Raw genomic sequence first — 16,750 nt, 5'->3', positions numbered from 1 at the left:
TTCAAGGGAAAGCCGTTTTTTCAGAGCACTGCGCCAAAAGCATTGCGCCAGTCACGGTGCGCCTGAGCGGAATTTTGTCGGGAACCTTCGCCGCCGCGACCGGTTGTCCTCACAGTCGCAACGCGATCACTTTCGTAGAAAATAAGCGACGACTTCACAGAAATGGAGACAAACCATGTTCATGAAAATCCTCGCAGCTTCGGTTCTCACCATTGGTCTGGCCACGTCAGCCATGGCGCAAAGCGCCGGCAGCAACAACGCAAATGGAAGCGGCAGCGGCAAGTCGGTGACGGTTGAGCCGAACACGCCGGCTTCCCCGAATACGATCGAGCCGGACACTGTCGACCCGGGCACGACCAACAGCACGACTGGCACGGTAGGGGACATGAATTCGAACGCGGATCAGAATTGCCCGACCAACCCGCAAGGCGCGCAGCCGGACGCCGATGGTAACGCGACGGCGCCAACGGTAAACGATAATCATTGTGGCAAGTAACCACGTCGCAAACGGATGAAGCCGCTGGGCATCGCCCAGCGACTTCATCCGTTTTTCTGGTCCGCAGCACTCGCTTTGCCGAACAGCCGGATTTCTGGAGCGGGTTTCCCGGCGGGCGGGCGCGAAAATAGGTGTTTTGAATTGAGCAGCCGTTTGAGCACTCTACCGTAGGTAAAATACAGGACCCGACCGTTGGCGAGATCGAATTCCACTGTTCCCCACCGCCTGACCGGAGCCTTTCCTGTGCAGGGCCCCAGCCTTCTGATCTGGAATCCCAGCCTGACTTTGCGCGTTCCGATTTCAAGATAGATGCCTGGCAGAAGGCCAAGCACATGCCATAGCCGTACAACATGCTCGACCGACATGGCCGGCGAGATTATCAGGTGGCTGGGCTGAAGCCGCGCCCAGACGAAGTCGCCTTTCGGCTGCGGCATTCCTGACAACAGCCCCCGGCAGTAGGCCGGCACCGCCTCGCTCACCAGAATCCGCATAGCGGTTGCCGTGCTGTCGACCAAGGCTTCTCTCGATGTCCAGTCAGCTTCGGAAAACGGCACCTGCCCGAGAATGTCACCCTCGTCAAAACCGGCGGACATCTTGTGGAGCGTGACGCCGCCATGAGCCGCATACCGGCCGTCCACGGCCAAGCGCTGGATCGGGTGGGGCCCTCGATAGTCGGGGAGCAGCGCCGGGTGGAGGTTGACCCCGCCTTTGGAAAAATGGCCAAGAACCTCTTGAGGGATCAAGACAGGCAAAGTGTAGCAGACCAGCACATCGGCGCGGACGTCAGACAATTGCCGACCAAGCGCATTCCAATCGTAAGGGCGGCCAAATTCGATAAACTTGACAGGCGTGTTACCGATAAACCGCCTGAGCAGCAGCTTGCGTTGAAGCCTTCGCCGGAAATTGCCAATGCTGAAACCGGTGGGACGACGCCGGAACCCGGGCACGATGATCGCGCCAATTGCATTTCCAGCCTCTAGCCAGCCGGCGAGCAGAGGCCCCGTATAGTTAGAGATATCGAGGACAAAAACGGCTGTGATCGGCTCCGAGTGATCGGTCGATTCGATCGGCCTCATCTTCGGCGGCTCAAACGGGCCGACAGATCAGGGCGAGCTTGTCAGGTCGGCTGAGTGGAAGGCGATGCCAAGGCAGTTACAACCGAAAGACGCTCGCGTTTTACAAACACTGGCTTTTCGTAAACTTTTTTCACGGCCCGTCTCCCGAAATCAACTCTTCCTGCGCAATTGGACCGCGATACGGCAGGCTGTCAACCGCCTGACCGTGTTTGCCTACCGCACCGCATTCGCCGTTGACGAAGGTGTTCGAAGGGCGCTTTCGCACATTGGTGAAAGCTCGATGGCTTCACCACGCGACAAGACGCGCTGACTGAAGGGGTTTGGATGCGATGATCTGCTCGACGACACCGTCGAGCAGCAATGCAGGGCAAATCGCAGTTGCGAATCTACGAAACCGCCGTCTCGCGAACCGGCAGCTTCCAGCCTGGCCTGACGAAGTGGCAGGTGTATCCGTTGGGATATTTCTCCAGATAGTCCTGATGCTCGGGCTCGGCTTCCCAGAATGGACCAACGGGTGCGACTTCGGTGACGACCTTGCCCGGCCACAGGCCCGAGGCATCGACATCGGCGATGGTGTCCTCGGCGACGCGCTTCTGTTCGTCGCTGGTGTAATAGATCGCCGAGCGATAACTCGTCCCGACATCGTTGCCCTGGCGGTTGCGGGTCGTCGGATCGTGGATCTGGAAAAAGCGTTCCAGCAGCGTGCGAAAGCTTATGATGGCCGGATCGAAATTGATCTCGATGGCTTCTGCGTGGGTGCCGTGGTTGCGGTAGGTGGCGTTGAGCACGTCGCCGCCGCTGTAGCCGACACGGGTGGAGATGACGCCGGGATAGCGCCGTATCAAATCCTGCATGCCCCAGAAACAGCCGCCGGCAAGGACTGCACGTTCGGTCGAAGTCGCCATGTCACGTCTCCTCAAAAGCAATTCCAGGAAAAGTGTGTAGCGGTTTTCCGTCTGGAATTGCGTAAAAGCAAGTGGTCTCGCCATAAATGGGCATTGTCACCTGCTTCGTCCAGCGGACGCGGTGGATCTACTTCAGTTGCTCGTTTTGGGCGAGGCTGTCGATCAAACCCGGTAGCTTCAGGCCAGGCGGAATGGCGGCAAAGCTGATCGCCACCGGTGGTGCCCTGAGCGACCAGTCGAAAAGAACGGTCTTGACGGGGATGTTGCCCAGCCACGCCAGCAGCCGAGGTGGCACGCCGCTCCCGGGCCAGACCAGGAGCATGCCGTGATCGCGCAGCCGCTGGCTGGTGATCCAGGGGGCGAGCCGCATGTCGAGGTCGGTGAAGATCGACGGCTTGTCATAGGCGTTGAGGCCCGCCAGCAACGCGATGCGGGTATCGCCGCCGACGATGTCGAGCCGACCGGGCACCGCCGCGTGCCAGACCGCCTCGGCTTCGTCCGAAATCTGCCGCGCTGGCCAGCAGACGGCATCCATGCGCCCGCGCAAATTGCAACTCGTCCAGCGGATGCCCGCATAGGCACCGGACATGCCGAGGATGCAGGCGAACGCGCAGATCGCCAGCCGTCGCAGTTCGACGGCGCCGAGCCGATGACCCAGCAAGGCGAGCGCCACAACGCCGACCAGATTGTACATCGGCGCGCCCCACGCCTCGCCGGCGCCGGTGAACAGCGAAGCCACCATGACAAGCACCGCCGGACCAAGCCCCATCCACACGAGATAGGCCAGCGCGCCGCGCTCGATGGGCTGTTCCGGCGCGGGCGAACGCCGCAACAGCCCCGATATCGACAGCACCAGCAATAAGCCGCAGAGCCCCGCCATTTGGACACCGATATAGTAAAGGCGGGCGCGGTGGACCAACACCCATTCATCGCGGCCGGCGACATAGGTCAGCGGCAGGAAATCGATGCGGTAGAGCTGGACGGCCAGCGGCGCGGCGACGGCGAGGAAAACCGCGAGCCCAAGCCAGGGCCAGGGCGTGGCGAGCCGGTTGCGTGCCCGTGTGTCCGACAACAGCCAGATCGCCCCGAAGAGCAACAGCAACCCGGTGGAAAACTTGGCATAGAGCCCGACGCCCGACACCAGTCCGAGCGGCAGCCACCAGCCCGGCCCACCGCCACGGCCCGCACGCCACAGCAGCCAGCAGATTGCGGCCCAGAAGGGCATCTGCGCGTAATCATGATTGAACTGCGGTGTCGGCCAGCCGAAGAAATACAATGACGGCATCAAAAGCACGGCGGCCAGCGCGCGGGTTCTCCCGAGCATGTCGCGGGCCAGCAGGTAGACGAAGACGAAGGTCGCCGAGACGACAAGCTGGGCGAGCAGATATTGCGGCCAGCGGAACGATCCGGTCAGAAGATGGCTGATCTCGAGCAGCCAGCCGGGGAGCTGCGGATGCTTGTAGGTCAAAAGCACCCATTCGCGGCCCCACATGAAGCTCTCGACGACATCGCCGGGCGGGGCGGCATCGACAAGCGCCGGAACCACGGTCCAGCACAGGATCTGCGTCAGGCATAAAAGCGCCAGGCCGGCTTCTGGATAGCGCATCAGACCCGGCCAGATCGACGACTGCCGCCAGTCGCCTGGAACAGAACTGCCGACCGGCAGCCAACCGTTCATGGGTTCGTCGATTCGCGTCATGCGGTGGATAAATCACACCGGACGGTTTTACGAACAGCCCAGAACTTGAAGCTTACGAAAATGTATACTTGGCCGACCATGGCAAAACCAAGATTGAGGCAGAGTTTCGCGCCACCATGCCGCCTCTCCCGTCATCACATGCCAGCAAGACAACAATGGAACACGCCATCCCGCAGCACCCTGAACATGCCGGGCATGGCGCCTTGGGCGTGATCGCGGCAGGTGTCGCCTACGCCTGACCGGCTCCCGTCCCCAAAAAAGCATCCAGGATTTGAAAAATGCGCCACCACCATGCCGTCATTCATTACCGTGCGCTCGATTTCTGGATGGCCCGTGCGGCCGTTCTCGTCATCATCTGCCTGCAGCTTCTGGTCATCAACAATCTCTCATTCGGGCCGCGCTGGGTGGCGCCCGCGCTGGAGGCGGCCCTGCTGCTGCCCTTGTCGGTGGCCACCGCCTGGGCACAGGCCGCCACCCGAAAGGCGGTCGAGGACCACGAGTGGCATGCGATCGGCCAGTTTCGGGTCATGATCCGCAGAACAGCCCTGACCATGACCGCCATCATCAGCATCATGAATTGCGGTTCGCTGGTCCTGCTGGTGCGTGCCTTGCTGGAGGGCCATGCCGGCAACAGCGGTACGACGCTGCTGATCGACGCACTCAACATCTGGGTTACCAACGTCATCGTGTTTGCCTTGTGGTTCTGGAGCACCGACCGCGGCGGTCCGCCGACCTGCGGCCTCGTCAAGCTCGCACAGGCCGATTTCCTGTTCGCGCAGATGACGTTGAACGACCGTGAGCTTCGAGATTGGCTGCCCGGCTTCGTCGATTATTTCTTCCTCGCCTTCACCAATGCGACCGCATTTTCGCCCACCGATACCTTGCCACTCTCCCAGCGCGCCAAGCTGCTGATGATGGCCGAGGCCATGATCTCGCTGCTGACCATCGCGCTGGTCGCGGCACGCGCGGTCAACATCCTCGCTTGATCGGCCCGACACGCGAAAATAGCCCGCCCGGCGAACCGGAACGGGCTATTTTGGGTTGTCTTCGATGATTGGAATGCAGCGCCGAACTAGTGGCGCTTGCCCAGCCTGTAGCTGTTGCCGCCCAGCAGGTTGACGCCGAGCCCGCTCAGAACGCCACCGACGATGTTGGTCTTGTTGCCGTTCAGAATGCCTGAGACGACATTGCCGCTCAGGATGTTGTTGCCGCTGAGCACGTCGTTCAGCGCGGTGATCTTGCCAAGGTCGATGGATGGCGAAACATTGATCAGGCTGCCCGAATTGCCTCCCCAGCCGCCCGAACCTCCGCACCCACAACCTGCCTCGGCGGCTCCAACGGACGATGCAACTGCAACAGCGGCTAAAATAACAGTGAACTTGTTCATGAAAGCTACTCCCGTTTGATGATGGAGATGGCTTCCGTCTTCTGTGGTCTACCTCTTGTTTAACAATATATGAACACTTCATCCGCTCAAGTCTTTATCTAGTTTCGGTGCATCAATCAAAAATTAACAATAATCATTATGCATAACCGACATGATTAACTTGCTTGTGACAACGGGCGATGACGAGACCGGTCAGATCGAATGCCGCTCAGCAATAGCCGATCGGAAATACAAAAAAGCCGCCCCGGCGTGAGCCGAAGCGGGCAGCGGTCGTTTCTGGAAATGAGAGCAGCGCCGCGCCAGGTTGCCTGCCTCGGTAATTCCGAGGCAGTAGCCAACAGACGACGCGGTGCCAATAGCTACTCCTCCACCCCCGGCTTGAATCTCCGCACCACAAACTCGAACAGCACGTCCGAAATCCACATGGCGCAGACGCCGATCAGGAAGGCAGCCGCCAGCGTGGTGGTGTCGTCGGCGGGATCGGGCATCGGCAGGCCGGCGATCCTGGCGTAGGAAACCGCCGGTAGCGTCAGGTAGGCCGCCGCAAGTGCGCCGCAGATCGGCGAGGCCACCATTTCGCGCAGCTTGTAGCGATGCCGCGACAGCGCGCGCAGAACGCCGCCGGCGAGACCCGCCGCCACGACCGGTCCCTTGATGCCGAGCAGGTCGAAAAGATCGTTCATCATGGCCTCCAGCCGCAAAGTTTCTGGCCCTTTTCGTTGTGAGCCAGGATCGCCGCCACCGACGCATCGGAAAGGGTCGCCGCCTCTGCCCTTGTCGGCCGGAGGGGATGCCCGGCCGCGCAGAACGACCCGCCTGATTTGGTGCAGCCGGCCAGCAGGAGCGAGAGCGCTATGATTTTGACCATCTGGCCAGCCTCCCCCTGTTGTCGTCCGGCGCCCGGCCGGCGACGGCATCGTCGATCTTCTGGGCTTCGGTGCGCGCCGCTGCGTCGGCGGCATCCTGCCTGGCCTTCTGGCTGGCCTTGCCCTTGGCATAGGCGGTCCAGACACCGGCAAGCGCGGCGCCCATTGCCAGAAGATACGGCCAGGCCTGGCCAAGCAGCGCGAGGGCGAGTGTTCCCATCTCATGTCTCCTTGGCCGGCGGCGCGACCATGCCGCGCGGCCCGTCACGCACCGCGTTGATGATGATCTTGGCAAGGGCAATGGCGCCGCTGATCCGAAGCGCGGTGCGGTCGCTCACCCCGAGCAGCGTCCAGTCGAAGCCGGCGAGCGCGCCGCCGCAGATGATGGCGATCAGCGTGTTGAGGAGATTGTGCAGCGCATTGGTGTTGAACCATGTCATTGAAACAGGCCCCCGAAAAAATCGGCGACCCGATGCCGGAAGGCCGCGAGCGCTCCGGCCATGAGAACGAGGATGCCGGCCGCGGCAGCCGTCTTGCCGCCGGACGCCGGCTGCACGGGCTGGGTCGCCGGCATCACATCAGCCGATGTCTCAAACCTGGGCGACGCCGGCGCGGCCACCGGTGCCGCGGGGCCCTGCGCCGACATCAGCAGGGCCTGAACCCGCACCGACCTGACACGATCGGACCAGCCGCGCCCGAATGTTGCCCATGTCGGCAACCGCTTGAGGAACGCCAGCCGCGCATCGCAAAGCGCATCGATGGTGACGCCGGCCGGCTTTGCCTTGGCCGCCGCGACGGTGACCGGTCCGATCCGCCCGTCCTGCGCAACGCCGACGGCCGCCTGCAAATATTTGGCCGCCCGGCCAGGCCCGCTGTTGACGGCGAAATCGAACACCGCATGGTCGACGCCATCGGGCAATTCGGCGCCGAGCACAGCGTCCCAGTAGAAGCGGCGATAAACGGTGGCGACCTGCGCGTCGCTGATCGCACGCAGATCCGCCTTCCTCGCGTCGGCCTTCACATAGCGGCGGAAGCTGGCAAGCGTCACGCCCTTCATGGTGGCGCCGCCGGGGTCAGCCGGATTGTCCGACCACCCGCCTTCCGATTTGAGAACAAGCGCAAGCGCCCGAGCGAAGTTGCGGTCCATGGTGTTTCCTTTGATGATTGAACTATGGTCGGGGAGACCGTGGAGGAACTTCACGGTCGAGGAAATGCGAGGCGGGAAAAACGCAGGGCGCTGCAGAGTGATGCGATGATCAGGAAGTCCGCAGTCGGAGAAAACCATGAACCGGGCAAGCCGTGGATATGAGTCATGCACCTTGCCAGAAGTTGGGCCGGCGCGTTTACTTTCGGCTGCTGATTCCAGCTCGTAAGGAACCGAGATGATCTTGGAAGCTATACGGAACGTGCGCGATATTGGCTTTGAAATTCTTACCGCCGGCAGAAGAACGGTAACAGTCCGGAACATCGCCCTGTCTTTGGATGGCGTCTCCCGCCGCATGCGGTACGTGATGGCCAGAGGTTACGAGGATCAAGATGCGGCTCTGGCTTCGCGCTTTTTGAGCCACCACGACAAGGTTCTGGAGGCCGGCAGCGCGATCGGCTTCATGGCGTTGAACTGCATGATCGACATCGGCATCGATGATTACTGCATGGTCGAAGCAAACCCTCGCCTAGAGGCATCCATCCGCGAGAACTTTCGCCTCAATGGGATAAGCTTGCCCGTTCTTAGGACCGTCGCTGTAGGTCCGGCCGACGGTTCTATCAGCTTCGGTATCAGCCGAAATTTCTGGTCATCCAGCGCGTTGCGTCGAGACAACGAAGCCGAACGACTCACAATACCTATGCTCTCAATCCCGACAATCGTTTCAGACCTGCCGTTTAGGCCAACCGTCTTGATCATGGATATCGAAGGCGCTGAAACGAGCATTCCGCCAAACCATTTTGAGTTATTTGAAAAACTCATCATCGAGTTCCACCCCAAATTGACCGGCCCTGCCGAAGCGCTGGAGTTGGAGCGGAACATAACCAGGCGTGGATTTACAGAGTTTGGCCGAACTGGGGGAACAATCGCGTTTATAAAGGCGCAGTGATAGCCGATTCGAGGTGAGACAGCCGTGAGACCAATTGCTTTCATTGCCATTGCCGTCGGACTTGGAGCGGTCATGACTATCGGCGTCCTAGCATTCGCCACTCCCAAGGTTCCCAAAGCCGTGCCGAAGCTGGCAGAAATAAAGGACATCAAAGGTCGACTGACCGTGCTCACCGCTAATTCGTTCGAGGTGGATGGCACTTCCATTGTTCTCTGTGGAGTTAGGCCATCAGGTACGACGTCTGCGGAAAAAGTAGCCCATAGCGTTAGGCTTTCTTATGAAAATGCCTATGTGAAATGTAAGCCTGTTGGCGGCGGCACCCCATGCGATGGGAAGACGGTGGCAACCTTGGGTAGATTTATCGTAGCGCAATGCAAGATTGACGGGGCGCTTGACTTAGCAACGGCGTTGACAGAATCCGGATTTCTTTGCGGGACGATCCCTGTCTACAAGTCCTGCTAGCACGATGTCACACTATTACACAAAAACAAAAAGTATTCTAATCGATAGGCAGTCAACTTTTGCTGACAAACTTAAGACAATTTACGCCGCCGCTGCCGTCATCGCAATGAGTCTGCAAAGTGTCTACCTGTCTCAATTCGGGGTGGCCGCCTTTTGCTACCTCGGGCTTCTCATGCTGATCCCTCTATTAAGTGCGCCGGTCAAGGCGAGTGCTTTTTGGATCGTTGCTTTCCTACTAGTCGGGATGTGCGGAACTTTCACCGAAGGGGGCGGCACCAAAGCAGTCCTAGGCACTATTGGCAGCAGCTTGGCTCTCATCCTCGTTCCAGCTTGCTTTGCCAAAGACAGTCGCCCTTTGTTGGTTGGTTTGCGATGGGCGATCGCTGCGCACGCGCTTATGGTCCTGTTCCAGATTTTCTATTTCGCGGCGTTCCGAACTTATTTTGACCCGCTTGCAAGTCTTGGCCTTGGTGACCAGACGGTCATGAGTAAGAAAGGACTTGAGCTTGCTGTCGGCAGAGTGCCGCGCTTTGCAGGCTTGTCGAATGAACCAGGCACCCATTCGACTATGATCGCAAGCCTGCTTGCTGGCGAGTACGCCCTTTCGCGCAAGCTCTCCAAGGTATCAATTTTAGGCATTCTTTCAGCGATCGCGACGATGTCGCTTGGCGGCATGATGTTCGTCGCAATGTTCTGCGGAGTTGTTGGGCTCCACCAATTTTTTGCTGCTCGAAGATGGAGACTTCTTGTGGCCGCCGTCGGTATAGCGCTGCTTTCAATCATCATATATTGGGCGTTGCTGAATCTTGAAACAAGATCGCAACTCTATATCGAGGGCACGCAGCACGATCAGATGATGGAGTGGGCATTTTCCTACCAGCGGATAGCGCTGTTTGGCCTAAGCGAAAGTCAGATACCGATGTTCTTCACATTTGGCTATCTCGGCGTTGGCCTCGACTTTCTGCTCCGATACGGCTTATGGGCAGTTGTAGGGGTTGCCATGTATTTGTCGAACTTGCCGCTCTTGGGCATTGGCCTGTCGGTTGTGTTGTTGGCCACAAAATTGAAGCTGACGTATCCTCTAGTTTTCGTCATCCTCGCAACGATCAACTTAGGCATGACGCAGTACCCTTACGCAAAGTTGCGAATTCATCCTAGGCTTCGAAATCCCCTGACCAGCCGATAGCCGAACTGACAACCCACAGTCCTACCGTATAGGCCTCCAGTGTTACGCGCTCGCCGGGATCGAGAATGAGATATTTTCCTGCACCGCCGCCCTTGATCGTATCCGTCCCGTTGGGCTTGATGTTCATGACATGGGTTGCGTGTACTCCGGCAAAGCCGATCCGAAGGCCAGGCACGGCAGGCGGCAGCGTATGTGTCCACGTCGCGCCGGCGCCGTTGTTGTGGCAGAGTGCCCGGTTGTGAAGCCCAGACAGCGTCGTGTTGACGGTCAGATTGATCGGCACACTCGACGTCCCCTGCAGACCGGGATTGTTGCCGCCAATAAACCTGGTCACGGTGCCGGCCGTGATGGAACTGCCGGTGCCATCGCCAACCCATTCCGACATGTCGAAACCATCGACCAGCATTTCGTCTATCGCGCCGCCGGTGGTCACCCGAAAGGCAACGCCAATGGCGGTAGAGTTCTTCAGGGCGATGTCCCTGAGACTGGCTTTGCGCAGCCGCTGGCCCACGGAAAGGTTGAACCGGATACCATGCGACTGGGTGTTTCCCCTGATGCTAGAAAGGCTAAGGCTTGCCGGTGTCACGACGTTCGCAACGACAATGGCGTCGGTCGAGCAGTTCATCAACGTGCCCGGGCCGATCGCAAGAGGCGTCTGGTAGGGCGCGGCGATTACAGCTGTGGCACCTGACGTTCCGCCCCTGATTGTCTCGCCAGCTGGAAAGATGCCGGCCGAACCGCGCACATAGATGCGCCGGGTCGCGCTGTTTGCCGTTTTGGCAACCGCAGAGATGCCTCCAGTGATTGTTTCAGCGGCCTGAAATGTCCCGCTTACCGGCAAGACCCTCAGCACGTTGGCAAAGAAGTCGACCAAGATGCCCGTCGCGCCGGATGAACCGCCAGTCACCGTCTCACCGAGTTCATAGTCGACGGTTGAACCGGTGATGACGATTTCAAAATGTTGGAACCGCAGGGTTCCGGTCGAGCCAGAGGTGCCGCCGCTGACCGTTTCGCCAGTCGCAAACGATCCAACTTGCGAGCTGAGGGCGAACTGATATTCGCCGTTTGGCTCCAATTGCAGAGCGGTGTTGTAGCGATCGACGTACCAGTTATCGAGCCGGCCCGACTGAATCTGAACGCCGAAGACGTTACCGGCAGAACTACCGGAGAGCCGGTTGCCGATTGCCTTGACATTCGAAATGACGATCTCGCTGTTGGCGTCAGTCGCGGCTATGCCAACCAGACAGTCATTCGCCACCACGTTGGTTATGATCCCTCGTGGATCTCGCGCACCGGTCATCTCCACCCAGACACCGGCGGAGGGGCTGTCGAGATGTGCATCTGCGAAAACCCCGTCGACCAACACGTCGGTGGTGTTTAGATTCCCCGTATAGGTCAACACGACGCCGTCGCGTTTGCACTTCGCCGACCGGATGTTGCGCACGATCGGCTTACGGACGCCGGCCACGTAAACCGTGTCGCCAAACTCGCCGCCGGTTGGCGTGACGATGTTATAGCCGTCAATGTCCTCAATCGTCGGGCTGTCGACACAGAGCGCCATCACGCCGGCAAGGCCAAGATTGCGGACTTTCACGCCACGAATTGTCGGCCGCTTCCGGCGTGCACCAGTGGAGAGGCCGACGCGAATACCGATAGAAGCCTGGTAGCCGGCATGTGATCCACCATCGATCGTGAGGCCCCCGTCTATCAGGACGTCATCGGCGGCGATATCGATGACGGGATGGTGGCCGGTAACGGTACCGACTGGCGCGCGCAGGATCAGGGCAGAGCCGCCCAGGCATTCGACGCGCTTCTTCGCTGTCGAGATCGTGTGGTTGCCGTCGGTCTGGTAGGAGCCGTCAATCAGCACATGCGGATAGCTGCCCGCGAGCAGTGCACCTATTGCAGCCGTGGCATTCGCACCGCCACCACGCGCCCCGAGCATTGATGCCGTACCGGGGTTGAGGCGAGAGTATAGCCCGTCTTCATCATGCCATCGCTCAGCGTGATCACCAAATCCCCGGCATTCGTTCCATTCTTGCGGTACACAGCGCCGCTGCCTGCCACCTGAGAGCTGTCGTAGAAGGCGGTGCGGATGTATGTGGGTGCTATCGGCGGCGAATAGGCCTCCGCCGTCGCCTTGGTCGCGAATTGCGGATCGAGCAAGGTTGTCATGGCGCCCGTCGCTACGTCCGCAGCGGCCTGTGCCTGGTCGATGATGCCTTGCGCGGCTGCCTGGATATCCCCGACGGTGTCGTCGGACTGGTAGAACGACAGCACAATGTCATCGGTTCCGATCACAGGGTTCAGCGTCTGGAAGGCAAAGACGAAATCGGCCGAGGCGTTGCCCTGCTGGACATGCACCGTCGTTCCCTTCTGCATGGTGCGCCCGGTGCGGGCATCGGCGGCGCGGAACCATCGGCCTTCGCTTACCGTATAGATACCGTTTTGCGTCTGGTCGGCCTGGTCCTTGACCAGCACGCGGTCGCCCACCTCCGTCGCCACCCCGTCGATGGTCTGAAGGCCGAAAAACGCAATGCTGGCGGTCGTCGCCAGACGAACGGGTTCGCGCTCGCCGGTCAGAAGGCGAACGGCGGCGGCTGAAGATCGGGCCATGCTGGCTTGCTCCATGGAAAAGCCTCGCGAAAGCGAGGCTGAGAGGGGTAAGGCCGGCGGCATAGCCGCTAGCTGACTGCGCGGCGGCGCCTTCGAGACTTGTCATGGCGATGCGCGCACGGCGCCGAATCATGAGAAATTCACAATCGAAAGAGAACCTGGGGACGACTCCGCATCGATGAGGAGCCGCAGATGGTGCGCGAACTGTAGCGGTCCCTTGTGGTGCTGGCGGCCCGAGCGCTTTCTATTGTCTGTATTTGTGGTCGTCCCCTACTTCAAAGTGCAATCATAGGATCGCCCCTGGCATATAAATGCAGCTCGGACGCGCGCGCAGTAGGTGCGCGGATCCTGTATCGATGCGACGCAGGGGCCAGTCAAAACTCCATGAAATCGATAGTAACAGCGACACCGGCAAGCACCCGCCCGGCGCCGGCGGAGTTTGAATTTACTATGACAACGTCGCCGGGCTCGAGATCAGCGCCAGCGGAGTTGCTGGCTACTCCACCGTCGCGCGTGACAAAGGCTGTCAGCCCGACTGCTGTGGTATCAATAGTGGAAACGTTTGTGGAGATCCCGCCGCGAAAGCGGCGAACGATCAAGTTGCGGTAGTTGACTGCGTCGGCTGCGACGTCGGCTGTAGTTTGGTAGCTGGCGCGAACGATGCGACCGCGACGGCGGGCAACAAACACGCTCTTGTTTATCGTGCCAGTCGCGGCGTAATCGTCAAGTTGCGCCGCAATACTTTCGGCGAAGATGTATTTCTGCGCATCACCCTGCACCGTCACAGTTCCACGGACCTTGTTGTTTTTCCCCCACATGATCGCATAGGGGTAAAGCTGATACTGCCATTTCACCGCGCCCTGTATGGGGCGCCAGATGATCGTTCCGTCGAAAATGCGATTATCGGTCCCCGCAGGTCCTCCTGCCGCCGCCGAGATGCCCGCCCCTACGCAGATAAAGAAGGCACCACCGTGCGAGACCACATTGTCGACCGCATAGGCAGTCGATACCGCCCACGCGGCAATTGAAGCTGAGCCGTCGTCCGTCACCGACAGCGCCGTTCCGGCCGGCCCGCCACTGCCCGCCGACCGACCTTCGGCTGTGGCGCGGTAGACGTTGCCGCCGTTTGTCACAAGAGCGTTGCGCTTGTAGATAGTGTCGGGAGCCCAAGCAGGGATGGCAGTGCTGTCTCCGTTCAAGATCACATCGCCTTCGATGTCACAATCATCAACTGAGGCGCGGCCAGCTCGCGCGCCGAGATTTGTAATGGTCAGATCAGTTTGAGTGCCACCAGCCGTGTTGTTGCCGCGCGTCACCAGGCGTCGCACTTTCACACGAGACGCCGACTGAATGCTAATGCCACCTTTGTCGGAGGCCTCAATGCGCAGGCCATCGATATCTATGTCGAGGTCTGACCACCCGATTTGATCGCCATTCCCCACCGCTGAAAAACAGGTGAGAGCATGGTTGAACCCGCAAATCGCACGGTAGGATGTAATGTCCTTGAGCTTGACGTTGATGCCTTCGCGTATCCAAAAATAACTGTGGTCATCGAGCGTGATGTTTTCAAGCGTGATGTCCTGCACTGGACCAGCGCCTGGGTGGCCGCCAGCCGCCCAATCCCAGCCGATGTAGAAAACGGGAGCGGCCGTCGTGCCGACCGCTGAACCGGAAATATTGCTGATAAGGATGCGCTTGGAAAGTTGGTAGTTTCTGACCGGGTTTCCGGCGACGTAATCGGCGAAAATCTCCGGTGTCGTGGTTTTGTAGTTTATCGTGGCGATATTGCCAACATTGAAGACAGAGAAGTCGCCAATCGAGGCATCAACCTGATCGTTGACGTCAATGCACTGGTTCAGACGAGACGTCGACTTGAAAACGCCATTTCGGATGACGACGCGCTTGCTTGTCCCGTCGAGATCGATCGCCTCTGAGAAATCATCAAAAATGAAGTTCGTAATCACAAGGCTATCGACGTAGCGGACATTGAAGCCACCTGTCATTTTTTGGTGAAAATGCCCATTGATCTGGACGTTTTTGCAGTTTTGAATGTGGGAATAGTAGCCGCGCCGCCCCCCGCTGGAACGGCCGATTGTATCCAGGTATCGCAACCCATCGACGCCTACCACGTAGGCAAGCCGCTGGTTGCTGTTAATTGCATCGGCATCGTTGACGCTATCGAAGGTAACGCCGTCAAAGGTGATGTTCTTCCGCGTTCCAACCGCCATATTCATATCGGTCGAGAACACCGGCTGAACATCATTTGCGCTGACGCCAGGGCGGCTCACGCCGTGAAGCACCGCCTCGCGCCCGGTGATCGCCACATTGTCCACCGTCAGCGCAACTGCCCGATAGATGTTATTTGTGGGTTGTCCGGCGAGCGTGAAGGGTGAGACAGGACCGGGAACCATCCTATAGGTCCCAGCAGGAAGGTCGACGCCCCCGATCGCCAGATTGTAAGCAGCCTGGACCGCCGGGCCGTCGTCATTGACGTTGTCTTTGCGCGCTCCTTTTTGGGTCGCCGTGGGAGTGCCCGACAGCGAATAACCAACAATCGTCGCATGGTCGGCCAGCATGATCACCAGATCCCCGGCACTCGTTCCGTTCTTCTGATAAATCGCGCCGCTGCCTGCTACCTGGTGACTGTCGTAGAAGGCTGTGCGGATGTATGTCGGGGCGATCGGCGGGGAAAACGCCTGGGCGGCTGCGAGCGTAGCGAATTGCGGATCGAGCACCGTCGTCATGGCGCCCGTCGCCACGTCCGCCGCGGCCTGGGCCCGGTCGATGATGCCTTGCGCGGCTGCCTGGATATCGCCGACGGTGTCGTCGGACTGGTAAAACGACAGCACAATGTCGTCGGCACCGATCACGGGGCTCACTGTCTGGAAGGCATAGACGAAAGCGGCCGAAGCCGTGCCCTCCTGGACATGCACCGTCGTTCCCTTCTGCATGGTGCGCCCCGTGCGCGCATCGGCGGCGCGGTACCAGTAGCCTTCCGAGGCCGTATAGATGCCGTTCAGCCTGGCGTCCGCCTGATCCTTGACCAGCACCCGGTCGCCGGTCGCTGTCTGGACGCCGTCAACCATTTTGAGGCCCTGGATCCAGGCAACGCCGTCGATGACGATCGTCTCCAGGTTCGCCGTCGTTGCCAGGCGCACGGGTTCGCGCTCGCCGGTCAACAGGCGAACGGCGGCGGTTGCAGGTCGGGCCATAAGGCTTGCTCCATGAAAAAAGCCCCGCGCAAGCGAGGCTGTGAAAAGGGTCTGATTTTGGGGCGTGGGCGCGTCGGGAGGTTAACCCCCGTCACATGGGTGGGACCGATAAAAGTGCGCTGTCACCGTAACTGCAGCACAAGGTCGGCATCAGCCTTTTCGCCTCGGTCAGCAACCCAGTTGCCGCGCTTTTCGCACGCACTATCGATCTTTTAGATAATTTCGCGCCCAGGCTCTTGCTTCGGGGCTGCCTACATTTGGCGAGTCGTGCTCTTGCACTATTTTCTTTGTCTAGATTTCACTCCGATCCGTATCGATAGAATTCATAAAAGTGCATCGTCACCGTAATCCCCCTCCGGGGAGATGTCGGGCAGGACGAGGGGGGCGCCGTAGAACGCCAGCCAGCACCGCAATTCCAATCAGAAAACAGCGTTCAACCTGCGAAGTTGTTGTCCACGAACATCTTGGCAAATTGCTGGGGCGTAAGCGTTACATTATTGACACGGGCGATTTCGAGATTCTTTGCCCACATATCCCGGATTGCTGCCGGCATTCCCTCGGGCATGTGCATGGCTTGGGCAATTGCATCATGCCATTGTCCGTCGCCGCCATAGATAGATTGCAGTTTGGGGGCCATCTTTTTCAAGCCACCCTCCGACTCTTGAGAAAGTTCTCCAATGGCCCAGAGCACATAAAGCTCCAGCAGCCTAAGCAGCGGCTGTCCATCGTAACGTGGGTTAGTCGCCATGTTT

At 59.5% G+C, this 16,750-nt stretch carries 19 protein-coding genes; 6 read left to right on the top strand and 13 right to left on the bottom strand.

The features are described from left to right. Positions 1-175 precede the first annotated feature (175 nt). Positions 176-496, top strand: a complete 321-nt coding sequence (locus EOA19_RS20430) for a hypothetical protein (protein WP_023814068.1) — start codon at positions 176-178, stop codon at positions 494-496. A 44-nt stretch (positions 497-540) separates the two neighbouring features. Here the strand turns inward: EOA19_RS20430 and EOA19_RS20425 are convergent, their stop codons facing one another. From EOA19_RS20425 to EOA19_RS20415, 3 genes are all read right to left on the bottom strand, one after another. After that, positions 541-1,572 carry a formyltransferase family protein gene (locus EOA19_RS20425; RefSeq protein ID WP_128304625.1) on the bottom strand — a complete coding sequence of 344 codons (1,032 nt, stop codon included), beginning with the start codon at positions 1,570-1,572 and terminating at the stop codon, positions 541-543. Between the two features lie 386 nt (positions 1,573-1,958). Beyond that, complete coding sequence (gene msrA / locus EOA19_RS20420; protein ID WP_128304624.1) at positions 1,959-2,477, bottom strand: peptide-methionine (S)-S-oxide reductase MsrA; 519 nt, start codon at positions 2,475-2,477, stop codon at positions 1,959-1,961. A 127-nt stretch (positions 2,478-2,604) separates the two neighbouring features. Beyond that, entirely contained in the window at positions 2,605-4,155 is a 1,551-nt protein-coding gene (locus EOA19_RS20415) for a glycosyltransferase family 39 protein (protein ID WP_128304623.1), read from the bottom strand. An 89-nt stretch (positions 4,156-4,244) separates the two neighbouring features. Between EOA19_RS20415 and EOA19_RS35315 the strand changes: the two genes are divergently transcribed. Both EOA19_RS35315 and EOA19_RS20410 read left to right on the top strand, forming a co-directional pair. After that, positions 4,245-4,415, top strand: coding sequence for a hypothetical protein (locus EOA19_RS35315; protein WP_164762750.1), 171 nt, complete (start codon positions 4,245-4,247; stop codon positions 4,413-4,415). A 39-nt stretch (positions 4,416-4,454) separates the two neighbouring features. Further along, positions 4,455-5,162 (top strand): hypothetical protein, encoded by a 708-nt coding sequence (locus tag EOA19_RS20410; protein ID WP_128304622.1) that lies wholly within the window; start codon positions 4,455-4,457, stop codon positions 5,160-5,162. Positions 5,163-5,248: 86 nt separating this feature from the next. Here the strand turns inward: EOA19_RS20410 and EOA19_RS20405 are convergent, their stop codons facing one another. The 6 genes from EOA19_RS20405 to EOA19_RS20380 all read right to left on the bottom strand — a co-directional run bounded on the left by EOA19_RS20405 (position 5,249) and on the right by EOA19_RS20380 (position 7,576). Next, positions 5,249-5,563 (bottom strand): hypothetical protein, encoded by a 315-nt coding sequence (locus EOA19_RS20405; RefSeq protein WP_127297818.1) that lies wholly within the window; start codon positions 5,561-5,563, stop codon positions 5,249-5,251. 359 nt (positions 5,564-5,922) lie between these two features. Next, positions 5,923-6,246 carry a hypothetical protein gene (locus EOA19_RS20400; protein ID WP_013530789.1) on the bottom strand — a complete coding sequence of 108 codons (324 nt, stop codon included), beginning with the start codon at positions 6,244-6,246 and terminating at the stop codon, positions 5,923-5,925. After that, positions 6,246-6,431, bottom strand: a complete 186-nt coding sequence (locus EOA19_RS20395) for a hypothetical protein (protein WP_032909564.1) — start codon at positions 6,429-6,431, stop codon at positions 6,246-6,248. Before EOA19_RS20395 ends, EOA19_RS20400 begins: the two co-directional genes overlap by 1 nt. Further along, positions 6,416-6,649, bottom strand: a complete 234-nt coding sequence (locus tag EOA19_RS20390; RefSeq protein ID WP_023814075.1) for a hypothetical protein — start codon at positions 6,647-6,649, stop codon at positions 6,416-6,418. Before EOA19_RS20390 ends, EOA19_RS20395 begins: the two co-directional genes overlap by 16 nt. A 1-nt stretch (position 6,650) precedes the next feature. Then, positions 6,651-6,869, bottom strand: coding sequence for a hypothetical protein (locus EOA19_RS20385; protein WP_128304621.1), 219 nt, complete (start codon positions 6,867-6,869; stop codon positions 6,651-6,653). Next, positions 6,866-7,576, bottom strand: a complete 711-nt coding sequence (locus EOA19_RS20380; RefSeq protein ID WP_128304620.1) for a glycosyl hydrolase 108 family protein — start codon at positions 7,574-7,576, stop codon at positions 6,866-6,868. Before EOA19_RS20380 ends, EOA19_RS20385 begins: the two co-directional genes overlap by 4 nt. 235 nt (positions 7,577-7,811) lie before the next feature. Between EOA19_RS20380 and EOA19_RS20375 the strand changes: the two genes are divergently transcribed. The 3 genes from EOA19_RS20375 to EOA19_RS20365 all read left to right on the top strand — a co-directional run bounded on the left by EOA19_RS20375 (position 7,812) and on the right by EOA19_RS20365 (position 10,170). Further along, entirely contained in the window at positions 7,812-8,522 is a 711-nt protein-coding gene (locus tag EOA19_RS20375; RefSeq protein WP_164892974.1) for an FkbM family methyltransferase, read from the top strand. Between the two features lie 72 nt (positions 8,523-8,594). After that, entirely contained in the window at positions 8,595-8,984 is a 390-nt protein-coding gene (locus EOA19_RS20370; protein ID WP_128304619.1) for a hypothetical protein, read from the top strand. A gap of 4 nt (positions 8,985-8,988) precedes the next feature. Next, positions 8,989-10,170 carry a hypothetical protein gene (locus EOA19_RS20365; protein ID WP_128304618.1) on the top strand — a complete coding sequence of 394 codons (1,182 nt, stop codon included), beginning with the start codon at positions 8,989-8,991 and terminating at the stop codon, positions 10,168-10,170. Here the strand turns inward: EOA19_RS20365 and EOA19_RS20360 are convergent. The 4 genes from EOA19_RS20360 to EOA19_RS20350 form a co-directional block, all read right to left on the bottom strand. Next, entirely contained in the window at positions 10,139-12,115 is a 1,977-nt protein-coding gene (locus EOA19_RS20360; RefSeq protein WP_164892973.1) for a hypothetical protein, read from the bottom strand. The two genes, EOA19_RS20365 and EOA19_RS20360, sit on opposite strands and share 32 nt — an antisense overlap. Continuing rightward, the gene (locus EOA19_RS35310) at positions 12,070-12,786 is read right to left on the bottom strand and encodes a hypothetical protein (RefSeq protein WP_164892972.1); all 717 of its coding nucleotides are present in this window, start codon (positions 12,784-12,786) and stop codon (positions 12,070-12,072) included. Before EOA19_RS35310 ends, EOA19_RS20360 begins: the two co-directional genes overlap by 46 nt. A 374-nt stretch (positions 12,787-13,160) precedes the next feature. Further along, positions 13,161-15,998: a hypothetical protein gene (locus tag EOA19_RS35305; RefSeq protein ID WP_164892971.1), complete on the bottom strand. Its 2,838-nt coding sequence runs from the start codon at positions 15,996-15,998 to the stop codon at positions 13,161-13,163. Positions 15,999-16,431: 433 nt separating this feature from the next. After that, positions 16,432-16,746 carry a hypothetical protein gene (locus tag EOA19_RS20350; protein ID WP_023814083.1) on the bottom strand — a complete coding sequence of 105 codons (315 nt, stop codon included), beginning with the start codon at positions 16,744-16,746 and terminating at the stop codon, positions 16,432-16,434. Positions 16,747-16,750: the final 4 nt, after the last annotated feature.

The sequence above is a fragment of the Mesorhizobium sp. M7A.F.Ca.US.010.02.1.1 genome (assembly GCF_004023085.1).
Taxonomy (GTDB): Bacteria; Pseudomonadota; Alphaproteobacteria; order Rhizobiales; family Rhizobiaceae; genus Mesorhizobium.
This window is presented reverse-complemented; position numbering and strand designations above follow the sequence as displayed.